General features: G+C 46.5%; 11 protein-coding genes. 4 read left to right on the plus strand and 7 right to left on the minus strand.

Features of this window, described 5'->3' with window-relative positions; translation table 11 throughout:
- Together QZW82_RS20165 and QZW82_RS20170 are read left to right on the plus strand one after the other, a co-directional pair.
- Window positions 1–585, plus strand: coding sequence for a YdeI/OmpD-associated family protein (locus tag QZW82_RS20165; protein WP_293151763.1), 585 nt, complete (start codon window positions 1–3; stop codon window positions 583–585).
- A gap of 36 nt (window positions 586–621) precedes the next feature.
- Window positions 622–1,314: an SDR family oxidoreductase gene (locus QZW82_RS20170; protein WP_293151766.1), complete on the plus strand. Its 693-nt coding sequence runs from the start codon at window positions 622–624 to the stop codon at window positions 1,312–1,314.
- 147 nt (window positions 1,315–1,461) lie between these two features.
- On the opposite strand, the gene QZW82_RS20175 is transcribed toward QZW82_RS20170, so the two are convergent.
- From QZW82_RS20175 to cobA, 4 genes are all read right to left on the minus strand, one after another.
- Window positions 1,462–2,094, minus strand: coding sequence for a restriction endonuclease subunit R (locus tag QZW82_RS20175; RefSeq protein ID WP_293151768.1), 633 nt, complete (start codon window positions 2,092–2,094; stop codon window positions 1,462–1,464).
- Window positions 2,095–2,230: 136 nt separating this feature from the next.
- On the minus strand, window positions 2,231–2,809 hold the full coding sequence (locus tag QZW82_RS20180; protein WP_293151770.1) for a Uma2 family endonuclease: 579 nt from the start codon (window positions 2,807–2,809) through the stop codon (window positions 2,231–2,233).
- Between the two features lie 87 nt (window positions 2,810–2,896).
- Window positions 2,897–4,084 (minus strand): tetratricopeptide repeat-containing serine protease family protein, encoded by a 1,188-nt coding sequence (locus tag QZW82_RS20185; RefSeq protein WP_293151773.1) that lies wholly within the window; start codon window positions 4,082–4,084, stop codon window positions 2,897–2,899.
- 639 nt (window positions 4,085–4,723) lie between these two features.
- Window positions 4,724–6,292 carry a uroporphyrinogen-III C-methyltransferase gene (gene cobA / locus QZW82_RS20190; RefSeq protein ID WP_293151775.1) on the minus strand — a complete coding sequence of 523 codons (1,569 nt, stop codon included), beginning with the start codon at window positions 6,290–6,292 and terminating at the stop codon, window positions 4,724–4,726.
- A gap of 179 nt (window positions 6,293–6,471) precedes the next feature.
- Here cobA and QZW82_RS20195 point away from each other — a divergent pair, with 179 nt between their 5' ends.
- On the plus strand, window positions 6,472–9,756 hold the full coding sequence (locus tag QZW82_RS20195; RefSeq protein ID WP_293151778.1) for a glycosyltransferase: 3,285 nt from the start codon (window positions 6,472–6,474) through the stop codon (window positions 9,754–9,756).
- A gap of 170 nt (window positions 9,757–9,926) precedes the next feature.
- Here the strand turns inward: QZW82_RS20195 and QZW82_RS20200 are convergent, their stop codons facing one another.
- From QZW82_RS20200 to QZW82_RS20210, 3 genes are all read right to left on the minus strand, one after another.
- On the minus strand, window positions 9,927–19,970 hold the full coding sequence (locus tag QZW82_RS20200) for a tetratricopeptide repeat protein (protein ID WP_293151781.1): 10,044 nt from the start codon (window positions 19,968–19,970) through the stop codon (window positions 9,927–9,929).
- A 116-nt stretch (window positions 19,971–20,086) separates the two neighbouring features.
- Window positions 20,087–21,082, minus strand: coding sequence for a homogentisate phytyltransferase (locus QZW82_RS20205; protein WP_293151784.1), 996 nt, complete (start codon window positions 21,080–21,082; stop codon window positions 20,087–20,089).
- A 702-nt stretch (window positions 21,083–21,784) separates the two neighbouring features.
- A complete protein-coding gene (locus tag QZW82_RS20210; protein WP_293151787.1) occupies window positions 21,785–22,738 on the minus strand; it encodes a methyltransferase domain-containing protein in 954 nt (317 codons plus the stop codon).
- Here QZW82_RS20210 and QZW82_RS20215 point away from each other — a divergent pair.
- Window positions 22,732–22,890 carry a hypothetical protein gene (locus QZW82_RS20215; RefSeq protein WP_293151791.1) on the plus strand — a complete coding sequence of 53 codons (159 nt, stop codon included), beginning with the start codon at window positions 22,732–22,734 and terminating at the stop codon, window positions 22,888–22,890. The two genes, QZW82_RS20210 and QZW82_RS20215, sit on opposite strands and share 7 nt — an antisense overlap.
- Window positions 22,891–23,022: the final 132 nt, after the last annotated feature.

Below are 23,022 nucleotides of genomic sequence, written 5' to 3' on the forward strand. Positions count from 1 at the left end.
ATGCCGAAATTTGAAGACCAACTCGATATAGTTTACGCTAGCGATCGAGCCTGCTGGCGGCAGTGGTTGCAGCAAAACTCTGGAAATGCGATCGGAGTTTGGCTGGTTTATTACAAAGTCAAAAGTGGCAAACCTAGCGTGCAGTATAGCGAAGCAGTCAAAGAAGCACTTTGCTTTGGCTGGATTGACAGCAAAGTCAAATCATTGGATGCAGAAAGTTACCGACAAATCTTCACGCCTCGAAAACCAAAAAGTGTCTGGTCAAAATTGAACAAGCAATATATCGAAGAATTAATTGCTGAAGGGAAGATGACCGAAGCTGGGTTAGAAAAAATTATAGCAGCTAAACAAGATGGCTCATGGACAAGTTTAGATTTGATTGAAGCATTAGTGATTCCAGCAGACTTAAAAGAAGCTTTAGAAACAGACGATACTGCAAACAGAAACTTTGCAGGATTCAACAAAACAACTAAAAAAAATATTCTATCTTGGATTCAAAGTGCTAAACGCCCAGAGACGAGATTGAGTAGAATCGAGAAAACGATATTTGCGATCGCACAAAACAAAAATCCCTTGATTCGTTAGTATACCCGATAGAACTATGTGCTAGGAATTTGGAAAATGTTCAACACTATTCTTGTCGCAGGAGCAAGTCGCGGAATTGGGCTGGCGGTTGCCGAACACCTCGCGTCGCAGTCCCGCCGTTTGCTAGCCGTATCCCGCACGCCTTCACCCAACGGAGAATGGATAAGTGCTGACTTGTCAGATTTGACTGGTGTGGAGACAACTGTGCAGGCAATTGGCAGCGATGTACTCGATGCCTTGCTGTACACGGGAGGTACTTGGGAAACTAACGCTTTTACTCGCAAATATTCCTTTGAAAACTGTTCGGATGAAGACATTGCACGAGTCATTGCTGTGAACTTGATGGCACCAATTCGACTCGTTAAGGGGCTTTTACCTGCACTCAGACGATCGCACAATCCGAAAATTGTGTTTGTGGGCGCTTTGTCTGGGCGCGATAATTTCCCTGCCCGCGAGGTTGCAAACTCGGCATCCAAGTTCGGATTGCGAGGAGTGGTTCACGCGCTGCGGGAGGAATTGCGATCGCAACAAATAGGTGTCACTGTCATTAATCCGGGTAATGTGGGAACGCCGGAGGTACTTGCGGATCTGGAAGCGGAAGGACTGCTGGGCGATCGTGCAATTCCACTCGCTGACCTACTTTGTATTATCGACTGCGTGTTGTCCTTATCGCGTGCAACTTGCGTCAAAGAAATCGATTTACCTGCAATGCTTGGCACAGGAGCCTGATCGGGTGAGATTAAGTTCTCTAAATTACGCGCAATCAAAAGGTGCAATGTTTGGGCTTTACTTCTGAGAAAAGAGCGGACTGAAGTCCGTACTACGAACCTTTTTTGTTATGCTAATCGACGGGATACGATCTGGTATGACTGATGACTAATTGTTAGCTGCTATCTGACTCAAGCGTTTGAGGATGCGGAGTACATCATAAAGTTCGTTGCCAGGGTTGCGAGTGAGATATCCTTTAGATGTGGCATATCGCGGTGATTCTCCGTTGACTAATTTGACAAAGATGAAACTGCTGCCTGTAGCGATCGTGCCGTAACTCGGGCGATCGCGATTGGGGTTTGCTAGCATATAAGCTAAGATTTGTGCCAGCCCCGCTTCGATGGAAAAAGAAACTCGTTTAGACTCGATTACCATCAGCCACAATTGGTCTTTTAAAACTAAAGTGTCGATGCTGCCTTTAATAATCACGCCTTCATCTTCTTCGGAAATTTCGACGGACTTTTCCGGTTTAATGTAAAATGGGTGCAGGTAAAATTCGCCAGCAAATAACAGCGGAGAGACGATCGACAAACTGATGGTTTTTTCCAGCATCGGCGGATACTCAAGCAAGTTGAAGTAACCCGCTTTAATCTGATCTAGCTGTCGTTTCTGAAAGTCGGTGATTTCGGGCAACTCGTCTTGCCATTCAGGGAAAAATTGGTCGTCGGTGACAAGTTGCAGGTTAAAAATGGTTTTTAATTCTTCTAATGTGACATTTTTAGCTTGAATTGTTTGAACCATAATTCGCTAGCCTTAATTTTATAGATATTTACACTTATATCAAATTGGTTCGATCGTTCGGACTTCAGTCCTTCCTTGATGAGGACTAAAGTCCTCACTACGAACCGAAGATAGGCGAAGTTATAGTTTAATCTTACTAATTCCAAATTTTTTGCAAATTTAAAACAAATCCCGGCAAAACATCTTCCCCAGAAAGGGCGAGAGGAGATTGTAAAACTTCCACTTCTTGGCCGGGGGGATAAATTTCTACTTCTCGTTTTTTGCGGTTAATCAGCCAACCCAAGCGGCAGCCATTATCCATATATTCTTGCATTTTTTCCTGAGTCTTTTTCAAGCTGTCACTCGGAGAAAGAAACTCGATGACAAAATCAGGACATAAGGGGATAAATTTGTCTTTTTGTTCCGGTGTCAAAGCTTGCCAACGCGATTTTTCTACCCAAGACGCATCAGGAGAGCGATCGGCGCCCTTGGGCAGAGTAAATCCTGTGGAGGAATCAAAGGCTTCACCGAGTTCGGTTCGATCGTTCCAGATCCAGAGTTGAGCGCCTGCTGTTAAATTGCGTTTCCCTGTTTCTCCTCCGGTTGGTGGCATGACGATTAATTCTCCGTTGGCGTTGCGTTCTAGTTTCAATTCTGGGTGTTCTTCACACAGTTGATAAAACTGTTCGGAAGTTAGTTGGATAATGGAATTGAGATTTAATGTAATAGCAGTCATGATTATTTACCTGCTGTTTGTATGAATTCGATTAAGAATTAAAAATGGGATAATTCATTTTTAATTCTTAATTCTTAACTTATCATTCTACTGCAATTGTTGGATGCGCTTGAGGGCGTCTTGATATGCAGTTGTTCTGCCGCCTTGCTTGTAAAGTTCCGCTGCTTTTTGAAAGTCGGCAATTGCTTTGGCTTTGTCTTCTGTCAGGTAAGCTAAAGCTCGGTTGTAGTAGGCGTCGGCAAAACCGGGATTGGCTGCGATCGCCTGCGTGTATGCTTGAATAGCGGTTCCACCGCGGGTGGGGTCGGGTTGTGGCAAGCCGGCAGTAATGAAAGTGCGGGCATTGCCGATATTAAAATGCAATTCTGGGCTGTATTTAGGATTGAAAGTGAGTGCTTTGTTGAAATCGGCGATCGCCTCCCAAGCATCTCCTTCATCTAAGCGGGAAAGCCCTCGAAAATAATAGGCTTGGGCGTCTTGCGGATTGGCGGTGGATACCGGGCCGATAGTTGTGGGAGTATTGTCTACTTTCAACTCGGATTTGTTAATTCCCGCCGCCACCAGTTTGGCGATAAATGTATTAATGGGAACTGCTGCATTAAATCCTGTTTTAATCGGGGCGACTTCGCCGTTACTGATTTGGGCGAAACCGAATTCCCCTTGTCCGTGCAAACCGATGACTCGGGCTTCGGAGTCGAAAACTGGCCCGCCACTCATCCCACTCCAAGTGACGGCTTGATACCGCAAAGTGTAACCTTCCCGGCGATCGCGCGGGCGGCTGGTAACGAGTCCGGGAGACATTTCTGGTTCTCGTTCGGCCCCAAAGAGTCCCCCCGTAGCGGGATAGCCGTAAACGAAGATTTGAGTGCCGATGACGGCTTTGTCAGAATCGGCTAGCGTCGCCACTGGATATTCTTCGGGACTTTCAAATTTGACTACTGCTAAATCCGGATCTGTTGGGGCTGTTTGCAAGCGGGTGACGTTGCTTACTTGATAGTTTTTGCCAGCCGACGTGCGAACGGTGTATTTCACGTCTGCTTTTTCTACGACGTGATTGACTGTTAAAACTGTGTAAGTTTTGCCGTTTTTGGCAATAATTACCCCGGAACCGTCTCCTAGGGAACTATTGATTTGTACTGTCAGCGGCCCGGCGATGCTGGCGACTTCTTGGGGTGTTTTGGCGATCGCCGGTTGGCTGATGACTATGGTTAAGGCTGCGGTGGTTCCTGCTAGCAAGGTGGTTAAGGTGTCGTAACGAGAAAAGTTTATATTCATGGCTGTTGCTAATTGGTAGTTTGGTATGGGAGTTCGCTGCGGTTGGTGGTTTGGGCTTTTTGGGTTTTTAGTTTGATTAATGTTTTGACGCTATTGGCGATCGGCTTTGTTCTTTACTGATAATTTTACTCGCTTTTTTGTTCCGCGATTCCCCAATATCCAGACTCAGTTATAAGCTGCATCGGGCTGAGGATATCTGCCAAAAAATTTGGTGTTCTCCGACGCACCCGGGTACATCTCTATTTTGCAAGGGCTCTCGCATTCCGGCAGACAATTTATTAGTGAGAAGCAGAGATTTACTGCCGGAATGCGAGAGCCCCTACGAAGATATTTCCAAAAAAGAGGGGTGCATCTGGCGCAAGGCAAATATATCCGTAGGGGCGAAGCATGACCGCAATCAATATGGGATTATAACTAATAACTTATATGCGGTCATGCGAGAGCCCTCTTCAACAACCAGATGCACCCGAAGCGGTACGTTGTTGGGCTTTAGCCCTCAAAGAGCGCTGAAGCGCAACTACGTACCTTTGAAAGAGCGCTGAAGCGCAACTACGTACTTGTGCGATCTGAAGTGGTACGTTGTTGGGCTTTAGCCCTGAAAGAGCGCTCAAGCGCAACTACGTACCGCTTCGGGTGCAACTATGTAATTTGATGTTTTGTTGCCCATTGGACGATCGCCTCAGTCAACCCATCTAATGTATATTCTGTCGCTTCTAGGTCTAACTTGCCCAATAAATTCTGGCAGCTTTTGGAGGTTTCCGGGCCGATGGAGGCGATGCAAACTTTTTCTAGCCAATCCTGAGATAAGGAGAATTCGGGAGTTGTTTCGATCAGGTGGCAAAAGTTATGTACGGTTTTGGAACTGGCAAAGGTGATGATATCTACGGCTTGATTCTGGAGTGCGGCTAGGGCGATCGGATCGATTGTTTCGGGACAGCAAGATTGGTACGCTGGTACTTCGATTACTTGCGCTCCTTTGGCGGTGAATTCTTTGAATAAAACTTCTCTTCCCCCACTTTCTACTCTGGGAAATAAGATTTTGCAGTTTTGCAAATTGTCGGGGAAGTTTTCGACTAGGGAATCGGCGACAAAGTTGGGGGGAATAAAGTCTGGTTGTAGCGAGTGCGATCGCAAACTTTCTGCTGTCTTTTTCCCAACTACTGCGATTTTAATGCCAAACAAGCTCCGCGCGTCTTTGCCTTTTGCTTGCAATCTTTGAAAAAACCAGTCTACGGCGTTGTGGGAAGTGAGGATTAACCAGTGAAAGCTTGACATTTGGTCGATCGCACTATCCAACGGTTCCCAACTTGAAGGCGCACCAATTACTAAGGCTGGCATTTCGATCGCGCGGGCACCCAGTTGCTGGAGTCGATCGCTAAATTGACCGGACTGGGAAGCCGCGCGGGTGACTAAAATCGTTTTTCCGGCTAGCGGTTGGCTCATGTTAGCGGTGACAGGTGTATGGCTCATGTTTGTGCTTTCTGGCTGGATTAAAAATTCGCGCAATCTAACTACTTCCCCAATGACGATGACGCAAGGCGATAGAGATTCACCTGTTGTTTGCTGTACAATGTCGCAGAGCGTGCCGATCCAGATTTGCTGTTCGGGGCGGCCGCAATCTCGGATAATGGCGATCGCAGTTTCGGGCGATCGTCCGTGTTTTTTTAATTGCCAGACTATCTCGCTTAAATTGCGTCCTCCCATCAAGATTACCAGAGTTTCTATCCGCACTAAAGCTTCCCATTCCAGCGCATCCGGTTCGTGGGCGCTCATCACTGCAAAACAGCGGCTCATTACCGGATCTGTGAGGGGGATTCCTGCTAGTAAAGGTGCCGCAAATGCTGAGGATATTCCGGGGATTACTTCAAATTCGCAGCCTGCTATAATTAATGCTTGAATTTCGGAACTGGAGCGACCAAAAATAAATGGATCGCCACTTTTAAGACGGACTACTTGTTTGCCAAGTTGGCAATGTTCTACCAGCAAACGGTTAATTTCTTGCTGCTGGGCGGAAGGTTTGCCGCCGCGTTTCCCCACTTCGATTTTCTGACAAGTTACTGGAATTAATGCGAGTTGCGGGATGTCGATGAGTGCGTCGTAGATTAAGACTTCGGCTTGGGAGAGCAGTTTTTGCGATCGCACTGTCATCAAGTTACAATCTCCCGGCCCCGCACCGACTAGATAAACTTTTCCTTTTGAGTTTTTCATAAGTCATCCTCGATAGTATAATTTAAGGAAGAAGGAAGAATCAGCAATTATATAGACTTTCTCAAAAAGATGAGATATGACTGACGGCTTATATAACCACTAGACTAAGAGGGCTAAAGCCCAACAACATACCTCATCTTTTTGATAACCGCTATAAAATAAAAAATAACAAACAATCAATGCCCAATGCCCGATGCCCGATGCCCGATGCCCGATGCCCAATGCCCGATGCCCAATCCTTAACTAGAAATCCTATATTTATGCAGATTATCATCATTACGGCTGCCGATGCAAATTACTTTGAACTGGTGCGAGGTACTATTTTATCGGTGCGGGAAAAATCAGAAAGTGCAAATGTGGCGATCGGCTTTTTCGATCTCGGCTGCACTCCCGAACAATTGCAGTGGCTGGAAACAAGAGTTAATATCATTCAAAAACCCGATTGGGACTTCAACTTTCCCGGTAAAAATGAAGCACCTCACTATCTCAAAGGGCTTTTAGCTCGTCCGTTTCTGCGCCGTTACTTCCCCAATTTTGACATCTACCTGTGGATAGATGCTGATGCTTGGGTGCAGGATTGGCAAGCTGTGGAATTATTCGTAAAAGGCGCGGCAAAACGGGGTTTAGCAGTTGTTCCAGAATTAGATAGAGGCTATTATTTAGCTTATGGCAAATTGCCTTGGTACTGGGAATTTGTTTATCGCGATTATCAAGCAGCTTTTGGGGAAGAAGTTGCCAAACAGTTGCACAGCTATCCAACTATCAATGCAGGTATCTTTGCGCTGCACAAAGATGCGCCGCATTGGCAACTTTGGGCGGAATATCTGGATGAGGGATTGCAGCGGCACGTTTCTTTGATGACTGACCAAATAGCGTTAAATCGGCTGGTTTACGGTACTGAAATGTTCGATCGCACAGAGATGCTGCCGGCTCGGTGCAATTGGAGCTGCAACTTCGGTTTGCCCGTCTGGGACAAGCAGCGACGCTGTTTTGTGGAGCCGTATTTGCCGCACGGGGCGATCGGCATTCTGCACATCACCGGTCACAAGCACGACTTGGTAAAATTAGCAACAACAGACGGGAATCAAGTAGAAATTAGTCTCCGCTACCAACCAATTCAACAGCCAGTATCCCCACAATTAAAATCAGAAAAAATGAGTGTACAACCACCCTCTCAAATTCAAAACAATACATTGCCTGTCGGAGATTACGTCTCGCCCGGACTAAAAATTACTCTCCCAGATGCATACTTTCCCAACATGATTGTGGGCGATACTAATACTTGTCCGTGGCCATATCTGCGCCGGGAAATCGAGCACAATTGGTATGTCGATCGCCGTGCTAGTTCAGTCGGATTTCTCAGTCGCGACGAAGCACACATCCTTTACAATACAGCCCTGCAATTTGCAGGCAAAAAAGCGTTAGAAATCGGCTGCTGGCTGGGATGGTCGGCCTGTCACTTAGCCCTCGCTGGAGTTGAGTTAGATGTCGTCGATCCGCTATTAGAAAGAGAAGATATCAGACAAAGCGTCATCGATTCAATTCAAGGCGCTCTCAATGCGTCGGGAGTTCAAACTTCCGTCGAGCTAATCCCCGGGTACAGTCCTCAGAGAGTAATAGATTTTGCCGCTCAATTCAACCGTAAATGGTCGTTAATTTTTATTGACGGAGAACACGAAGGTGATGGGCCGTTAAATGATGCGATCGCCTGCGAAAAATTAGCTGAAGAAGATGCAATAATTTTATTTCACGACTTAGCTGCTCCGGCTGTTGCTAAGGGTTTAGATTACTTGAAACAACAGGGCTGGCAAACGATAGTATATCAAACAATGCAAATTATGGGTGCAGCTTGGCGGGGAAATGTCGAGCCTGTAAAACATCAACCAGATGCCAATATTTATTGGGAGTTGCCAACACATTTGCAGGGTTATCAAATTAGCAATTTAGAGGGGATTGATTCGACCAAATACAGTAAAAAGAATAAAAAGCCACAGTCATCTTATACAAGAGATTTCTACGAATTAATAGGAGAAGGAACTCGCACTTCTGCTATAGAAATTATTCCCCTGCTGTTAGACTTGCTGCAACCAATTTTACCTAAAAGTGTAGTGGATGTGGGCTGCGGTACGGGAAGTTGGTTAGCTGCTTTTCATAAATTGGGAATTGCTGACTGTTTGGGAATAGATGGCGATTATGTCGATCGCACTCTTTTACAAATTCCTTTAAATCAGTTCCAATCCGCCGATTTAAAGCAAACGCTGCAATTAACAAGAAAGTTTGACTTAGCAATTTCCCTAGAAGTTGCAGAACATTTACCAGCTACCTGTGCTGAAACCTTTGTTAATTCTCTCACTCAATTAGCACCAGTAATTTTGTTTTCGGCTGCGATACCGTTTCAAGGAGGTGTCGAACACGTTAACGAACAGTGGCCGCAATATTGGGTAAATTATTTTCATACAAAAGGTTTTGCAGTCGTGGATTGCTTGAGGAGAAAAATATGGAACAATGACAAAGTAGAGCCTTGGTACGCTCAGAATATATTTATTTTTGTTAAACAAGAATATTTATCGAGATATCCTATTTTAGAAAGTGAATATCAAAACACCGATTTGAATCAATTAGCAATTGTTCATCCCAAAATTTATTTTTATAGCTTGCAAGCTGCTCAAAAGTCAGCCCAAACAGAAAGTTTCAGGCAAATTTCTGCATCCCAGCAATTGGAAAATCGACCTTTGGTATCTGTGATTGTTCCCTGCTACAATCAATCTCATTTTTTGCCACAAGCGGTAACTAGCGCAATTAAGCAAACTTACAAAAATTTGGAAATTATCATTGTCAATGATGGCAGCTTAGATACTACTAGCACAGTTGCCAAAAATTTAATAGCAGCAAATCCCCAGCATAATATCAGGCTGATAGAACAAACAAATCAAGGGCTGTCTCTGGCAAGAAATGCTGGAATAGCAGCAGCAAATGGTGAATACATCATGCCTTTGGATGCCGACGATATTTTAGCTGAAAACGCCTTGAATAGTCTTTTAGAAATATGCTTAAAATCTAATGTACCTTGTGTAGCATTTGGTTCTTATCAAATGTTTGGTACAGAAAATCGCATAGTACCGAGTTGCGATTTGTATTCGCCGGAAAACATCAAGTACTCTAACATGATTCACCCGTCTTCACTGTATCACAAATCTATTTTAGATTTAGTGGCAGGTTATAAAGTTGGGATGAAAGAAGGTTACGAAGATTGGGAGTTTTGGGTGAATTGTCACAGACATAATATCCCATTTTTGGGAACGAAAGAAGTAGTTGTCAATTATCGGCGTTCCCAGGGTTCTATGTTGGCAAAAGCTCAGCAACATCATGAAAAGTTAGTAGCACAAATTGTTTGTTACAACCGCGATATTTACGATATTGAAAGTGTGAAGAATGCTGAGAAAATCTTGGAAGCAGTCAATTAAACGAAAAGAAAGAAAGAAGGACTGAAGTCCTTACTACGAACCAGGTTTGTAGTGAGGACTTTAGTCCTTCTTCAGGTTCGTAGTGAGGACTTCAGTCCTTCAGGTTCGTAGTGAGGACTTCAGTCCTTCAGGTTCGTAGTGAGGACTTCAGTCCTTCTTCATCCGGTCATCTAAAGCTCATTAATAACATCAAGAAAACGCTTAACTTGTTTTTCCCAAGTCCAATCTAACATAAAATTCGCCGCAGCTAAACCCCGACGTTGCGCTGCTTCGCGATTAGTATAAACTTGCTCCAAAGCCTCGACAACTTCCTCAACGTCTGACTCTCCCCAACCTTCTACACCGGGAAAATGAGCAGTCGGTTTAACTCGCCCCTGACGCGACAAAGGATAGCAAATATTGCTGTAAATCAAGTCTAAATGTCCGGTATTTGCTGATAAAATAGTAGGAATTCCGCAGGCCATACTTTCCATTGCGACTAAATTAGTGCCGCCTTCGCAGCGATTGGTGAAAACAGCGCAGTCGGCTTCTCGCAATATTTGTCCGGCGAGGTGATTGGGAATTAAACCGATGTCGATAAAAGATTCAACTGGTAAGCCGTTAGCCGCCAACCATTGCGAAATTCCTAAACTTCCGTCGCGGTTGATATTGGGAAGTCCCGCAACATTTCCGGTTTGTTCGATTCCTAGCATATACTGAGGCCAGAAGTTGTGCCAGGTTGTTAGTAGTAAAGCTTCTGGATGTTTGGCCCGAAATCGTTTGAAAGCGGCAATTACAATGTCTTGCCCTTTGCGATATTCGAGTTTGCCGCCGGAGAAGATGACAAAGCGATCGCCAAATAAGTTAGATTTAGGTGCAGGATGGAAAATTGCGGGGTCAATTCCTTGATTTACCATCCCGACGTTAGTCAAGCCGCAGCTTCTCAAAACATCGGCATTCCAATGGGAACCGGCGACGATGGCGCGATATTTTTTGGCTGTTTCTAGGGCTGCTGGGGTGATGCGGGTGTCTTCAAAAAAGATGACTCCTACTTGACAAGGGCTGATTAGGTGATTTTCAACTCCCGAGGATGCTAAGTTATTCCCCAATGCGTAAAGTACGGGAAAGTTACAACTGATTTGTTTGTCGGAATTTGCTGTTACTAATTCCTGAAATTGTCTTTGCTTTTCTACTGCGGGTGACAACAGCGATTTGTGCAGCGGATTGATGGATTCTGAGGTAATGGATGGCGGTACTAAAAGTGCAACTTCCCAGGCGGGATTTCGCAGCAGTTGCAGTGTTAAATTCATGCCGTAAATGCCCCAGCCGCTGGTGATGCTGACTGGCCAACTGATGCCGATTCCTGTTATTTGTGCGGGGATATTTTGAGGGGAAACTTCTGGAGATATGTTACTAGGTAGAGTTTGGGAATGAGTTTTTTCTATTATTTGTAGCGGAGTTTGTGGGAGGGGATTTTGAGTTTGAGCCTGGAAACGGGTAATTAGCTGTTCTAGGGCTGCTTTTATCCGATCGCCCACGGCATCCCAATCACCCGCCTGTGACTGCCGAAACAACCGCGCAGTGGGATACCAAGGGCTGTCTTCCCGTGTCAGCATCCACCGCCAATCGGGCATGAAAGAGAGCAAAATCCAGACGGGTTTGCCCAACGCACCGGCTAAGTGGGCGATCGCAGTATCGACGCAAATTACTAAATCCAGTTGCGAAACAATCGCTGCGGTGTCGGCAAAATCGACGCAATGTCCGCTTAAATCAGGGATTTGCTGTTGGTTCAATAAAGTTAAATTGCCCGCCGACAAGTCTTTCTGAAGGCTGTAAAAACTCGCGCCCGGAACATCTAAAAACTTTAGGAAATCGCTCAGTTTACAGGATCGCTCGTGATTTTTGCGGTGGAGAGGCCCGCCCGCCCACACAATACCTACTTTTAGTTTATTGTTCGATTCTAGGGAAAGTTTACCATCATCGGGCGGAGCTAAATAAGGAATATTTGCCGGGATTGTTTCCAAAGTAGTTCCCAGAATTCGCGGCAAACTTAGCAGCGGCGCTTGCACCTGGAAATCTAGCAAATTCTGCGGATTTGTTACTACATTATCTACGCCTGCCACTTTTTCAAACAAACGCTTCAGCGATTGATGGCAAGCAACCATAACTTTGCCGCCTTTTTGCTTGACTAAAGGTGCGTAGCGGATAAAATGAATCGCATCGCCAAAACCTTGTTCTGGGTGCAATAAAATTGTTTTTCCCTGCAAATCTGAACCATCCCAAAGCGGGCTATCTGAATAGCGTTGCTCCAATTCTTGAGTTTGCCAGCGCGATTCGTACTCCGCAAAACCAGCCTGGAAATTGCCAGTCAACAGCAAAGCAAATGCTAGTCTCAAACGCAAGTCTGGAGATTCTGGAGATAGTTGAATTGCTTTAGTATAGCAGTCGATCGCCTCCGCAACTCTTCCTTGTTCTTCCAGGGCATAACCTAAATATAAGTTGGTTTTGTCCAGGTTGGGATTGGTTGCTAGTGCTTGCTTGTAGTGCAAAACTGCCTCGGCTATTTGTCCGTTTTCCTGTTTGAGATAACCTAAATAAGTGTGGGCTTCGGCGTGGTTGGGCGAGGCGGCGATTACTTGTTGGTAGCGCGCGGCTGCGGCTGCTTTGTTGCCTTGTTTTTGTAATGCCTTGGCTATGTTAAACTGTACGTCTATTTCTGTGAGTGCGTTGAGAGCGATCGCACTTGATGGTAGTTTCGCTTCAGTGGAAATTAACTCTTGTAAAGCGGTTTTTATGCGATCGCCCACGCCATCCCAATCACCAGGTGTTTCTTGCCGAAACAACCGCGCAGTGGGATACCAAGGGCTGTCTTCCCGTGTCAGCATCCACCGCCAATCGGGCATGAAAGAGAGCAAAATCCAGACAGGTTTACCCAAAGCACCGGCTAAATGCGCCACAGCGGTATCGACAGTAATAACTAAATCTAGTTGCGATATCACCGCCGCAGTATCGGCAAAATCGTTCAAATTGTCGCTCAAATCTATGACTGAAGTTTGAGTTAACAAAGCAATATCATCCGCCGACACTTGTTTTTGCAGACTGTAAAAAGTGACACCGGGAATATCTAAGAATTTCAAGAAATAGCTGAAATCGCTCGATCGCACAAAATCCTTCAAATGTTCCGAACTTCCAGCCCAGACAATTCCCACTTTGAAATTGCCATCGCAATTTAGCGAAAATTGCCAATTCGGCGGCGCCGCTAAATAAGGAACATTGGCGGGTATATTGTCTAAAGTTGTTCCGAGAATGTGCGGCAAACTCATCAGGGGTGCTTGCACTTGGAAATCGGGCAATTCTTCCACCCGCACCGCCACTTGTTCGATGCCAGGAATCTGCTTAAATAAACGCTTCAGTTCTTGATAGCAAGATATAATGACTTTGCCGCCTTTTTGTTGAACAATTGCGGCGTAGCGGACAAATTGAATTGCATCGCCCAAACCTTGTTCGCAGCGGAGTAAAATAGTTTGTCCGTTCAAATCTGAACCGTCCCAAACCGGCTTATCAAAATTCAACCGCTGCAATTTTTTCGCCTGATCTGTGTGCCACCGCCACTCGTATTCTGCTAAACCGCGCGGCAAATCACCTGTCAACAGCAAGACTAAGCCTAAATTGAAGTGAGCTTTAACACAGTTTGGAGCGATTGCGAGAGCTCGATCGTAACAGGAAACTGCCCGATTTACGTCTCCCAATAGTTCCACAGCACTGCCTAAATTAGTCAGGGCTTCTACATAATTTGGTTGCAAAGATATTGCCAACTCAAAGCTAGAAATTGCCTGCTCTATTTCGCCAGCAGCCAAATATGAATTTCCCAGGTTATAGTGTCCTTGAGGATTGTTCGGTTCTGCTTCAATTGCACGCTGGTAAAGTCTTTTAGCCTCGGCTGGCTGACATTTTGCTTGCATCGCCGCGCCCAAATTTACTAGGGCGGGTACGTAATTGGCATTGAGGGAAAGTGCTTGCTGAAAATAGACGATCGCACTTTGAATCTCGCCCTGCTGCTGGAGAGTCGCGCCGAGATTGTTCAAAGCTTTGACATAAACGGGATTTAGGGCGATCGCCTTTTGAAAGCAAATTAGAGCCTCGGCTATATTCCCCCGATCTTGCAGCAAAATACCCAAGTTATTTTGCGCTTGAGCGCAGTTCGGGTCAATTTCGATCGCGCGCTGATAATAGGTGGCAGCTTCGGCTAAATCGCCTGTTTGGTGCAGCGTCACTGCCAAATTAGTAGCGGACTCGATCGAATCTGGCTGCAAAACCAAAGCATTCTTAAAATATGCGATCGCCTCGGCAAGCCTTCCTTGGGATTTCAGCAGATTTGCGCGATCGAATTGTTTCTTAGCTAACTCAATATTAGACAGGGCTATTTCATTCTCAGGACGATCGCGATTTTGTAGGGGTAGTGGATGGTGCGTGCCTACCCCCACCAACTCGGAGGGCGGGCACGGGGGCACCGCCCCTACTTCTACCTCGGAGGGCGGGCACGGGGGCACCGCCCCTACTTCTACCTCGGAGGGCGGGCACGGGGGCACCGCCCCTACCCCCTCGGAGGGCGGGCACGGGGGCACCGCCCCTACAATAGGCTGAAACATCCCTGCAATATTAGATTGAATATTAGATTGAATGTTAGATTGAATATTAGATTGAATTTCTACTGGCTGTCGAGCTTCCTGATGCTCGGAAATTTTTGCTTGCAGTGCCAAAGTAACTTCTTCTAAAACTCCATCCCAATCCCCCGCTGCTGACTGACGAAACAAGCGCGCCGTCGGATACCAAGGACTATCTTCCCGGGTCAACATCCACCGCCAATCCGGCACAAAACACAGCAAAATCCATACTGGTTTGCCCAAAGCACCCGCCAAATGCGCTACAGAAGTATCTACCGAAATGACTAAATCCAGAGCCGAGATTACCGCAGCAGTAACGGCCATATCGTGCAAATTAGAGCTTAAATCTGTGACGGGCATTTGCTCTAACCAAGCGCGCTCTTCTGCTGTCATTTGCTTTTGCAAATTGTAAAAATCTGCTCCGGGAATCTCTAACAGTTTTGCCAACAAATCTAGCGGGAACGATCTTACCTTATTTTGTGAATGTTGAGGATTTCCAGACCACACAATCCCTACTTTCAAATTAGGAGTATTGGGAAGAGTGCATTCCAAACCAGGTGGCGGAGCTAAATAAGGAACATTAGCCGGTATAGTATCTAAAGTTGTTCCTAGAATGTGCGGCAAACTCATTAACCGCGCGTGAACTTGAAAATCTGGCGCCTCGTCGGGACTAATTATTAACTGATCGATTCCCGAAACTTGGGCAAACAACCGCTGCAAGTGCGGCAAACACCAAACAATTACCTTACCGCCTTTTTGCTTGACTAAATCTGCGTAGCGAATGAACTGAATGGCATCGCCCAAACCCTGTTCCGGGCAAAGCAAAATAGTTTTTCCCTCCAAATCTTGACCGTCCCAAATCGGTTGAATAAAGTTGTGGCACGGAAACTGTTTGTCTTTAATTATGAGCCGCCATTCGTACTCGGAAAAACCGCGCTGCAACTCTCCAGACAGCAGCAAAGCCAAACCTAAATTTAGGTGAGATTCCGGGTTAGTTGCATTGAATTCAACTGCTTGACTGTAGCAGGTGACAGCATCGGCAAATTGGCCGCCATTGTGCAACGCTTTCCCCAAACCGTTGAGGGGATTCATGTTACCGGGTTTCAACTCGATCGCCCTACGGTAACAATCGATCGCCTCTGCCATGTTTCCGGCTTCCTCAAAAGCTTTACCCAGATTGTTCAAAGCTTCGGGAAAGTCGGGTTGCAGGCTCAAAGCTTGCTGGTAACAGGCGATCGCACCTGCAATTTTGCCCTGTTTGTGCAGGACAATTCCCAGATTGCAGCGAGCGCCAGCATGGGATGGCAACTGCTGAATTGCTTGCTGGCAAACGGCTAGAGCCTCATCTAACTTATCTTGCTGGTGCAGGGAACTCCCCAAACCGATCAGAGTTTCGGCTAAATCTGGTTGCAGCGCCATAGCGCGATCGTAATAGGCGATCGCATCGGCAATTTTGCCTTGCCGGATCGAGGCGTATCCTAAGTTGTGCAAGGCGTCTACATAATTGGGTTCGAGAGCGATCGCCCGTTCGTAATGCGCGATCGCGCGATCGTAATTCGCGCCCGTTTCCTCTCCTCGTTCCTCTAAAGCAATGCCCAAATTCAAATAAGCCACAGCACAATCAGGATTGACTTGAATCGCTTGCTGGTATAACCTGACAGCCTCCGCCACATCGCCTTGCTCTTCCCGCAGCAGGCCCAAATTAACCAGCGCTTCCGCACAATTCGGATTCAAAGACAGCGCCCGCTGGTATTGGGCGATCGCACTTTCATTCTCCCCTGCTTCCGCCAGGGCACTGCCCAAATTGCTTGCAGTTTCCCCCAAATTCGGGTCAATTTCTAGGGCTTGTCGGTAATGCGCGATCGCCTCTGTCAACCGCCCGCTTTGCTGTTTGACAACACCTAAATTGCTGTGGGCGGCTGCATAATTCGGATCGATCGCGATCGCCCGCTCGTAACATTCGATCGCCCCGCCCAAATTACCCTGCTGTTGCAAATCTCGGCCCAACCGCAATTCCCAATCCGCCGCCTCCGACGGCACAAATCCAGCAGAAACAGCGCCTAGAGCCTCCGCCACCCGAGCGAAAACGCCCTCCCAGCCTCCCCTTTCCCGTTGCCGAAACAGCCTTGCACTGGGATACCAAGGACTGTCTTCGCGCTCCAACAACCACCGCCAATCTGGGGAAAATGCCAGCAAAATCCAGACTGGTTTGCCCAAAGCCCCCGCCAAATGCGCGACAGCCGTATCGACAGTAATTACTAAATCCAGTTTGGCGATCGCAGCAGCAGTATCAGCCAAATCGCCAAAATGCGGGCTCAAATCGACGATCGGCGTTTGATTCAACAACTCGCGATCGGCCTCTAAAACCTCCTTCTGCAAGCTGTAAAAAGTTACCCCCGAAACGTCCAAAAGCGGCAGAAACTGACTTAAACCGCAAGAACGCTGCATATTTTTGCGGTGTTTGGGATTCCCCGCCCAGACAATCCCAACTTTCAAATTGCGATCGGGCAAAAGTCCAAATTCAGCATCCGGAGGCGGAGATAAATAAGCAGTAGTTGCCGGAATTGTTTCTAGCCTTGTACCGAGAACATAGGGTAAACTCAACATCGGCACTTGCACGTCAAATTCCGGCAGCGGTTCACCTCTAACTATCAGCAAATCAATGCCATCAACCATGGCAAACAAACGGCGCAATTGCGGGTAACAATCAACAATTACCCTACCGCCTCGATCTTTGACAATCTCAACGTAGCGAATAAACTGAAGCGAATCGCCTAAACCTTGTTCGGCGTGCAGTAAAACAGTCTTTCCCTGCAAATTGGAACCATCCCACAGCGGCCGATATTCTCTTGCCGAAAGCGTATTTCCCGGTGCCGTCAAATAACACGAATGGCCTGTTTTAAATTCTTTAATGTGCCAGCGCCACTCGTATTCGGCCAGGCCATTTTCAAAATCTCCCGCCAACAGCAAAGCCAAGGACAAATTCAGGTGAGCGCTAGCATGATCCGGGCTAAGAGAAATCGCTCTTCTGTAGCAGGCGATCGCATCTTCAACCGCACCTTTTTCCAGAAAAGTTCTGCCTAAATTGTTGATAGCTTCCACAAAATCCGGCAGCAATTCCAGCGCTTTGTGATAATACTCCAGTGCCTCTTCTAAATTCCCCTGTTCTTGCAAAACAGTTGCCAGATTGTTGTAAGCTTCCCAGCTATGGGGTTGAATTTCCAGCGCTCGGCGGTACAGATCGAGTGCCCTTAACAGTTCCCCCTTTTCTTGCAGCGCCACCGCTAAATTAATCAGTGCGGGCACGAAATCCGGTTCAGCAGCCAGAGCTTGTTCGTAATGTGCGATCGCCTGTTGCACTTCACCTTGTTCCTCAAAAATCTTTGCCAAGTTGTAAGCTGTTTGAGGAATATTGGGAGCGAGCGCTAAAGCTTCTTGGTAATGCGGAATGGCTGCATCTAATTCCCCATTTTCGTGTTTGAGAAAACCATAATTAATTCGCGCTTGGAAACAATTGGGAGCGAGAGATATAATTTGTTCGTAAAGTGCGATCGCCTCTAGCTTGTCGCCTGTTTCCATTAAATGTTCTGCTTGTTGCAATAAATCCTCTAAAACAGCCGAATTTTCATCGCCCGTTGCGACAACAGATGTCTCAATTCCCAGGGAATAGTTGGCTGTTGAGTCATTCCCTAAAGCTGCGCCCGCACTCACAAATATTTGTTTGTTTTCCTCAACCAAGCTAGCGCCTGTCATTTCCAGATTTTCCGCAGCATCCTCAGCAGAAGTAGCAGAATTTGCGATCGCAAACAAACTCAAAGCCGCTTGCACATCCCCAAACAATTCTTCCCAACCTTCCGGCTGACTTTGGCGGAAAAGCCTTGCAGTTGGATACCAAGGATTGTCTTCGCGATCCAGCAGCCAGCGCCAGTCAGGAGCAAAAGACAGCAGCACCCAAACTGGTTTACCCAAAGCACCAGCCAAGTGTGCCACAGAAGTATCCACACTAATCACTAAATCCAGTTGAGATATCGCAGAAGCCGTATCAGCAAAGTCATTCAGATGCGGGCTCAAATCCGGGATTAGATGCTGGTGCAACAAAGTGCGATCGCACTCCGACAAGTTTTTTTGTAAACTATAAAAAGCAATTCCCGGAACATCCAAAAATTGAATAAAATCGCTTAAACTACAAGAACGTTGATTATCTTTACGCCGCTGCGGACTTCCCGCCCAAACAATCCCCACCTTTAACTTTGCATCAGAAGCAAGTGCAAAACTGCACTCAGCAGGCGGAGCCAAATAAGGAACATTTGCCGGGATTGTTTCCAGAGTTGTCCCCACAATCCTCGGCAAACTCATCAGCGGTGCGTGCACGTCAAATGCTGGCAAATCCTCAAAACAAACTGATAAATATTCAATCCCCGCCACTGTCGCAAACAACCGCATCAAATCCGGATAGCAAGCCACAATAACTTTAGCGCCTCGACTGCGAAGCACCGGCGCGTAGCGAATAAACTGAATCGAATCGCCAAAGCCTTGCTCGACGTGGAGTAAAATAGTTTTACCCTGCAAATCAGCACCATCCCAAAGCGGCTGTGGAAATTGTCTCGCTTCTACTTGCGAAGTCCGCCACCGCCACTCATACTCAGCAAAACCGCGCTGGAAATCTCCAAACAATAGCAAAGTCAAGGCTAATTCCAGGTGTGCGATGGCGTTGTCTGGCTGCAATTCCAAGGCTCGATGGTGACAAGCAAAAGCCTCTTGAAATTCTCCTAAATCCACCAAAGCGTGGGCGAGGTTGTTAATCGCATCCACGAAGTCCGGCTTAAGTTTTAATGCTTGTCGGTAGTGGGAAACTGCTGCTTTAGTATTGCCTTGCTCGTGGTAAAATGCTCCCACATTGTTCTGAGCTTCGGGACTGTTAGGTTCTAAAGCTATAGCTTGCTGGTAGCAGTCGAAAGCTTCGGGGAATTTACCTTGCTGCTGAAAAATTCTTCCCAATCCGATCAGAGAATATGTCAAATTAGGATTAATTTTTAAAGCGTGCAGGTAACAAGCAACTGCCTCATTTAATTGATTTTTTTCTTTTAACAAGCCTGCTAAATTGTGTGCAGTTTCCACCAGGCTTGGATCGAGTCCGAGGGCTGTTTGATAATATGAAATTGCCGAGTCAATTTCGCCCAAGTGCTGTTTGAGCCAGCCCAAATTGTTGTATGCTAGTGCCGAATTGGGCTGAATTTTGATCACTTGTTCGTAACTGGCGATCGCCCTTTGAGTAGCACCCACATCCATCAAAACATGGGCTTTGTTTAAATGTGCCTCTACAAAATCCGGGTTTTGGGCGATCGCGCGATCGTAAAAGTCGATCGCCTCAGCCACTTTTCCCTGCTGTCTGACTGCAATTCCCAACAAACACAACACGTTTGCTGACTCCGGCTGCGCTTCCACAATTTGCCGGTACAAATTTTCAGCTTCTAACAAACGCCCCGCTTGATGATATTCCCAAGCTATGTTCAAAGAATCTTCACCACGCATTTTGACGGCAGATTTTTGCAATTTTTTCTTAGAAGCCATAGTTGTCTTTGTTGTTTGTTATTTGTTATTTGTTATTTGTTATTTGTTGTTTGTTGTTTGTTGTTTTTTACTATAACAATAACCGCCAACTGCCAACTGCCAACTGCCAACTGCCTTCATCCCAACAAACAAGCTGCGGGAAAAATCAGATATTCCAAGAAAAACAACTTCCAGATAAACTGATAAAAACCAGCAATTTCTTTCTGCTCATCCAAATCAACTTTGACACTCCAAAACCACATCAAACCCAAAGACACCAAATGAGCAACCGCCAAAAACACTAAATTAACATTAGACAACACGACTGCTCCCGCCAAAGTAGCGCCCAAATAGCAAACCGTCAACACCCAGCGAGATAAATTAAAGACAGCCCGCTTGCCCAGCTCGATCGTCAACGTAGTAATATTGTATTGCTTGTCGCCCTCCATGTCAGGGATATCTTTGAAAATGGCGATCGCAAAAGTAAACACGATCACAAAAACCGTCAGCACCCAAACTTCCGCCGGAATCGCCAAAGACAGACTATTTAAGCTCCAGCCCGTAAAAACGCTTTTTGCCCTTCCCAAACCCAAAACCCAATTAAAGTGTAGAAACAGCCCTAAATTGACGATCGCCCCGCGCACCGTAAAAATGCACAGCGCCGCCCAAAAAGGAAACCGCTTCAACCGAATTGGTGGCAGAGAATAAGCAGTCCCAATCGCCAAACTAACGCCAACTGTAGCCAGCAAAAACGGGCCTTGCAAAACAGCAGTCACAACCGCTATAATTCCCGTGGCAATTACGATCGACTCCCCAGTTTTGCGAGAAAATGCTCCCGAGGCGATCGGCAAATACGGCTTATTAATTTTATCAATTTCAACATCTTCTAACTGGTTCAATCCCACAATATAAATATTGCCGCAAATGCAAGCCAACCAAGCAAACGCCAGCGGCAGAAGTATAGGATTCACAAATAATCGAGTGCTTTGAGCGATCGCATACAAAGCCAGTACACTCAACGTAGTGCCGATAATCGTATGCGGCCGAGAAAACTCCCAAAAAGCCCTCACCCAGCTTTGCGGAGCCGAGCCATTTTCATCAATCCAAGACTTACCAATCGAATCGTTGCTCATAAATCCTACAAACGCACCATAAATAATATTAAGTAAGGCTATTTTCCGAGCCATTAGTGTCAACAATCGTCTAAAATTCCTGATAAATCCCGCTTGTAGCTGAGTCTATATCCCCCTTAACAAGGGGGACTTTGAGAGAGTTTTAGGCTTTCCCCGACTATCTGGTTAGCACGACAAGTCTCGCTTTTGGCGTAGTCTAGATCCCCCTAAATCCCCCTTAAGAAGGGGGACTTTGAGCGCTCCAGTCCCCCTGAAAAAAGGGGAACTTCGATCGCTCCAGTCCCCCCCTTCTTAAGGGGGGCTAGGGGGGATCGAGCCCTAATCATCAAACAGTAGACTCATGCTACCCCCTTAATAAGGGGGACTTTGAGAGAGTTTTCGGCTTTCCCCGACTATCTGGGAAGCACGAAAATTCTCGCTTTTGGCGTAGTCTAGATCCCCCTAAATCCCCCTTAATAAGGGGGACTTTGACGCTCTAGTCCCTCTGAAAAAAGGGGGACTTCGATCGCTCCACTCCCCCTAAAAAAAGGGGAGGCTTCGATCGCTCCAGTCCCCCCCTTCCTAAGGGGGGTTAGGGGGGATCGAGACCTAATCATCAAACACAGTAGACTCAGACTACCTTTAATCGCAAGTTGACACCAATGCTCTGAAAAACACCTTACGCCTTAACTAAAAACTCAAAAATTCTCTAATCCTTGTGATTTATTTTACAGCACAAATTAGCCCGAAACGAATCAATCCGCTCTCATATCCGCGACTCATCAACCCTAGAGCAAGTGCAGCTTGAATAGTCGTCCAACCGCTCGTCAACAAACCCCAAATCGCGCTCGGAGTCAAAGCAGAATCGATCACCACATCCCAAAAAGGAGCCACAGCTTTTGACCAATCAGCACTGCGAATACTTGTCAGAGGCAAACTGCGGACAATCTCCTCATATTCCGGCAAAGAAATCACATAAGGCAAAGCATAAACTCGGTAAATTTCTGCCAATTCCTTCCTCTCTGCATCAGTCAATTCTCCCGCTGTTTCTCCCAGCGGGCGGTGACACCAAGTTGCCAAAATCAAAGTTCCTCCCGGCTTGAGCACGCGACAGCATTCCTGTAAAAACTTAATTTTGTCGGGCATATGTTCCCCACTTTCGAGCGACCAAACCAAGTCAAAGGACTCATCAGGAAAAGGCATATTTAAAGCATCTGCTACTAAAAAGTTAACATTGCTTTCCAGTCCAGCAATTTTAGCGCGTTCCTTTGCTCTGTTTGCCTGTACCGGACTCAGGGTAATGCCGGTAGCTGTCACCCGATCGCCCTTTTGATTTGGTTCCGACGATCGACTAAAATCGCGATCGACCCCATCATCCGACTTTAAATTATTTTGCGCGATCGAACCAAACTTTTCGGTCAAATACAACGTGCTCCCACCAATGCCGCAACCGACATCCAGAATGCGGTAAGGTTCTGATAGCCCTGCGGCTGTCGGCACTCGGGCCCAGAAGAGCAGTTCCTCGATCAAATCTATCTGAGCCTGTCGGCGCTCTTTTTTCAAATTGCCATCCGGGCCGTAGTAACCGTGGTGCATATGTTCGCCCCACACCTGCTCCCACAAACCGCTAGAAGCGTCGTAGAGTTGCTGAATTTGCTGGTAAAGTGTTGATGTCATCGCACGATCGCAAGTTGTTACAGGAATTCTACCGTGATTTTCCCGTTGTTGTCATCGAACTTGGCGGCGAAAGTGCGATCGACAGCCGGCACTCGCACTCGCAGAGATATCCTGATTTCGGGCCGGGCGATCGATTTGTGAGTTCCCTTTAAAATCCCAAATCAAAAATCTCAAATCTAAAATCGATTTGTGGGTTCCCTCTCAAATCCCAAATCCCAAATCCCAAATCCCAAATCCCACATCCTCAAATCTCAAAATCCCCAGTCTCAAATCTAAAATCTAAA

The organism is Microcoleus sp. bin48.metabat.b7b8b9.023 (genome assembly GCF_013299185.1).
GTDB lineage: Bacteria > Cyanobacteriota > Cyanobacteriia > Cyanobacteriales > Microcoleaceae > Microcoleus.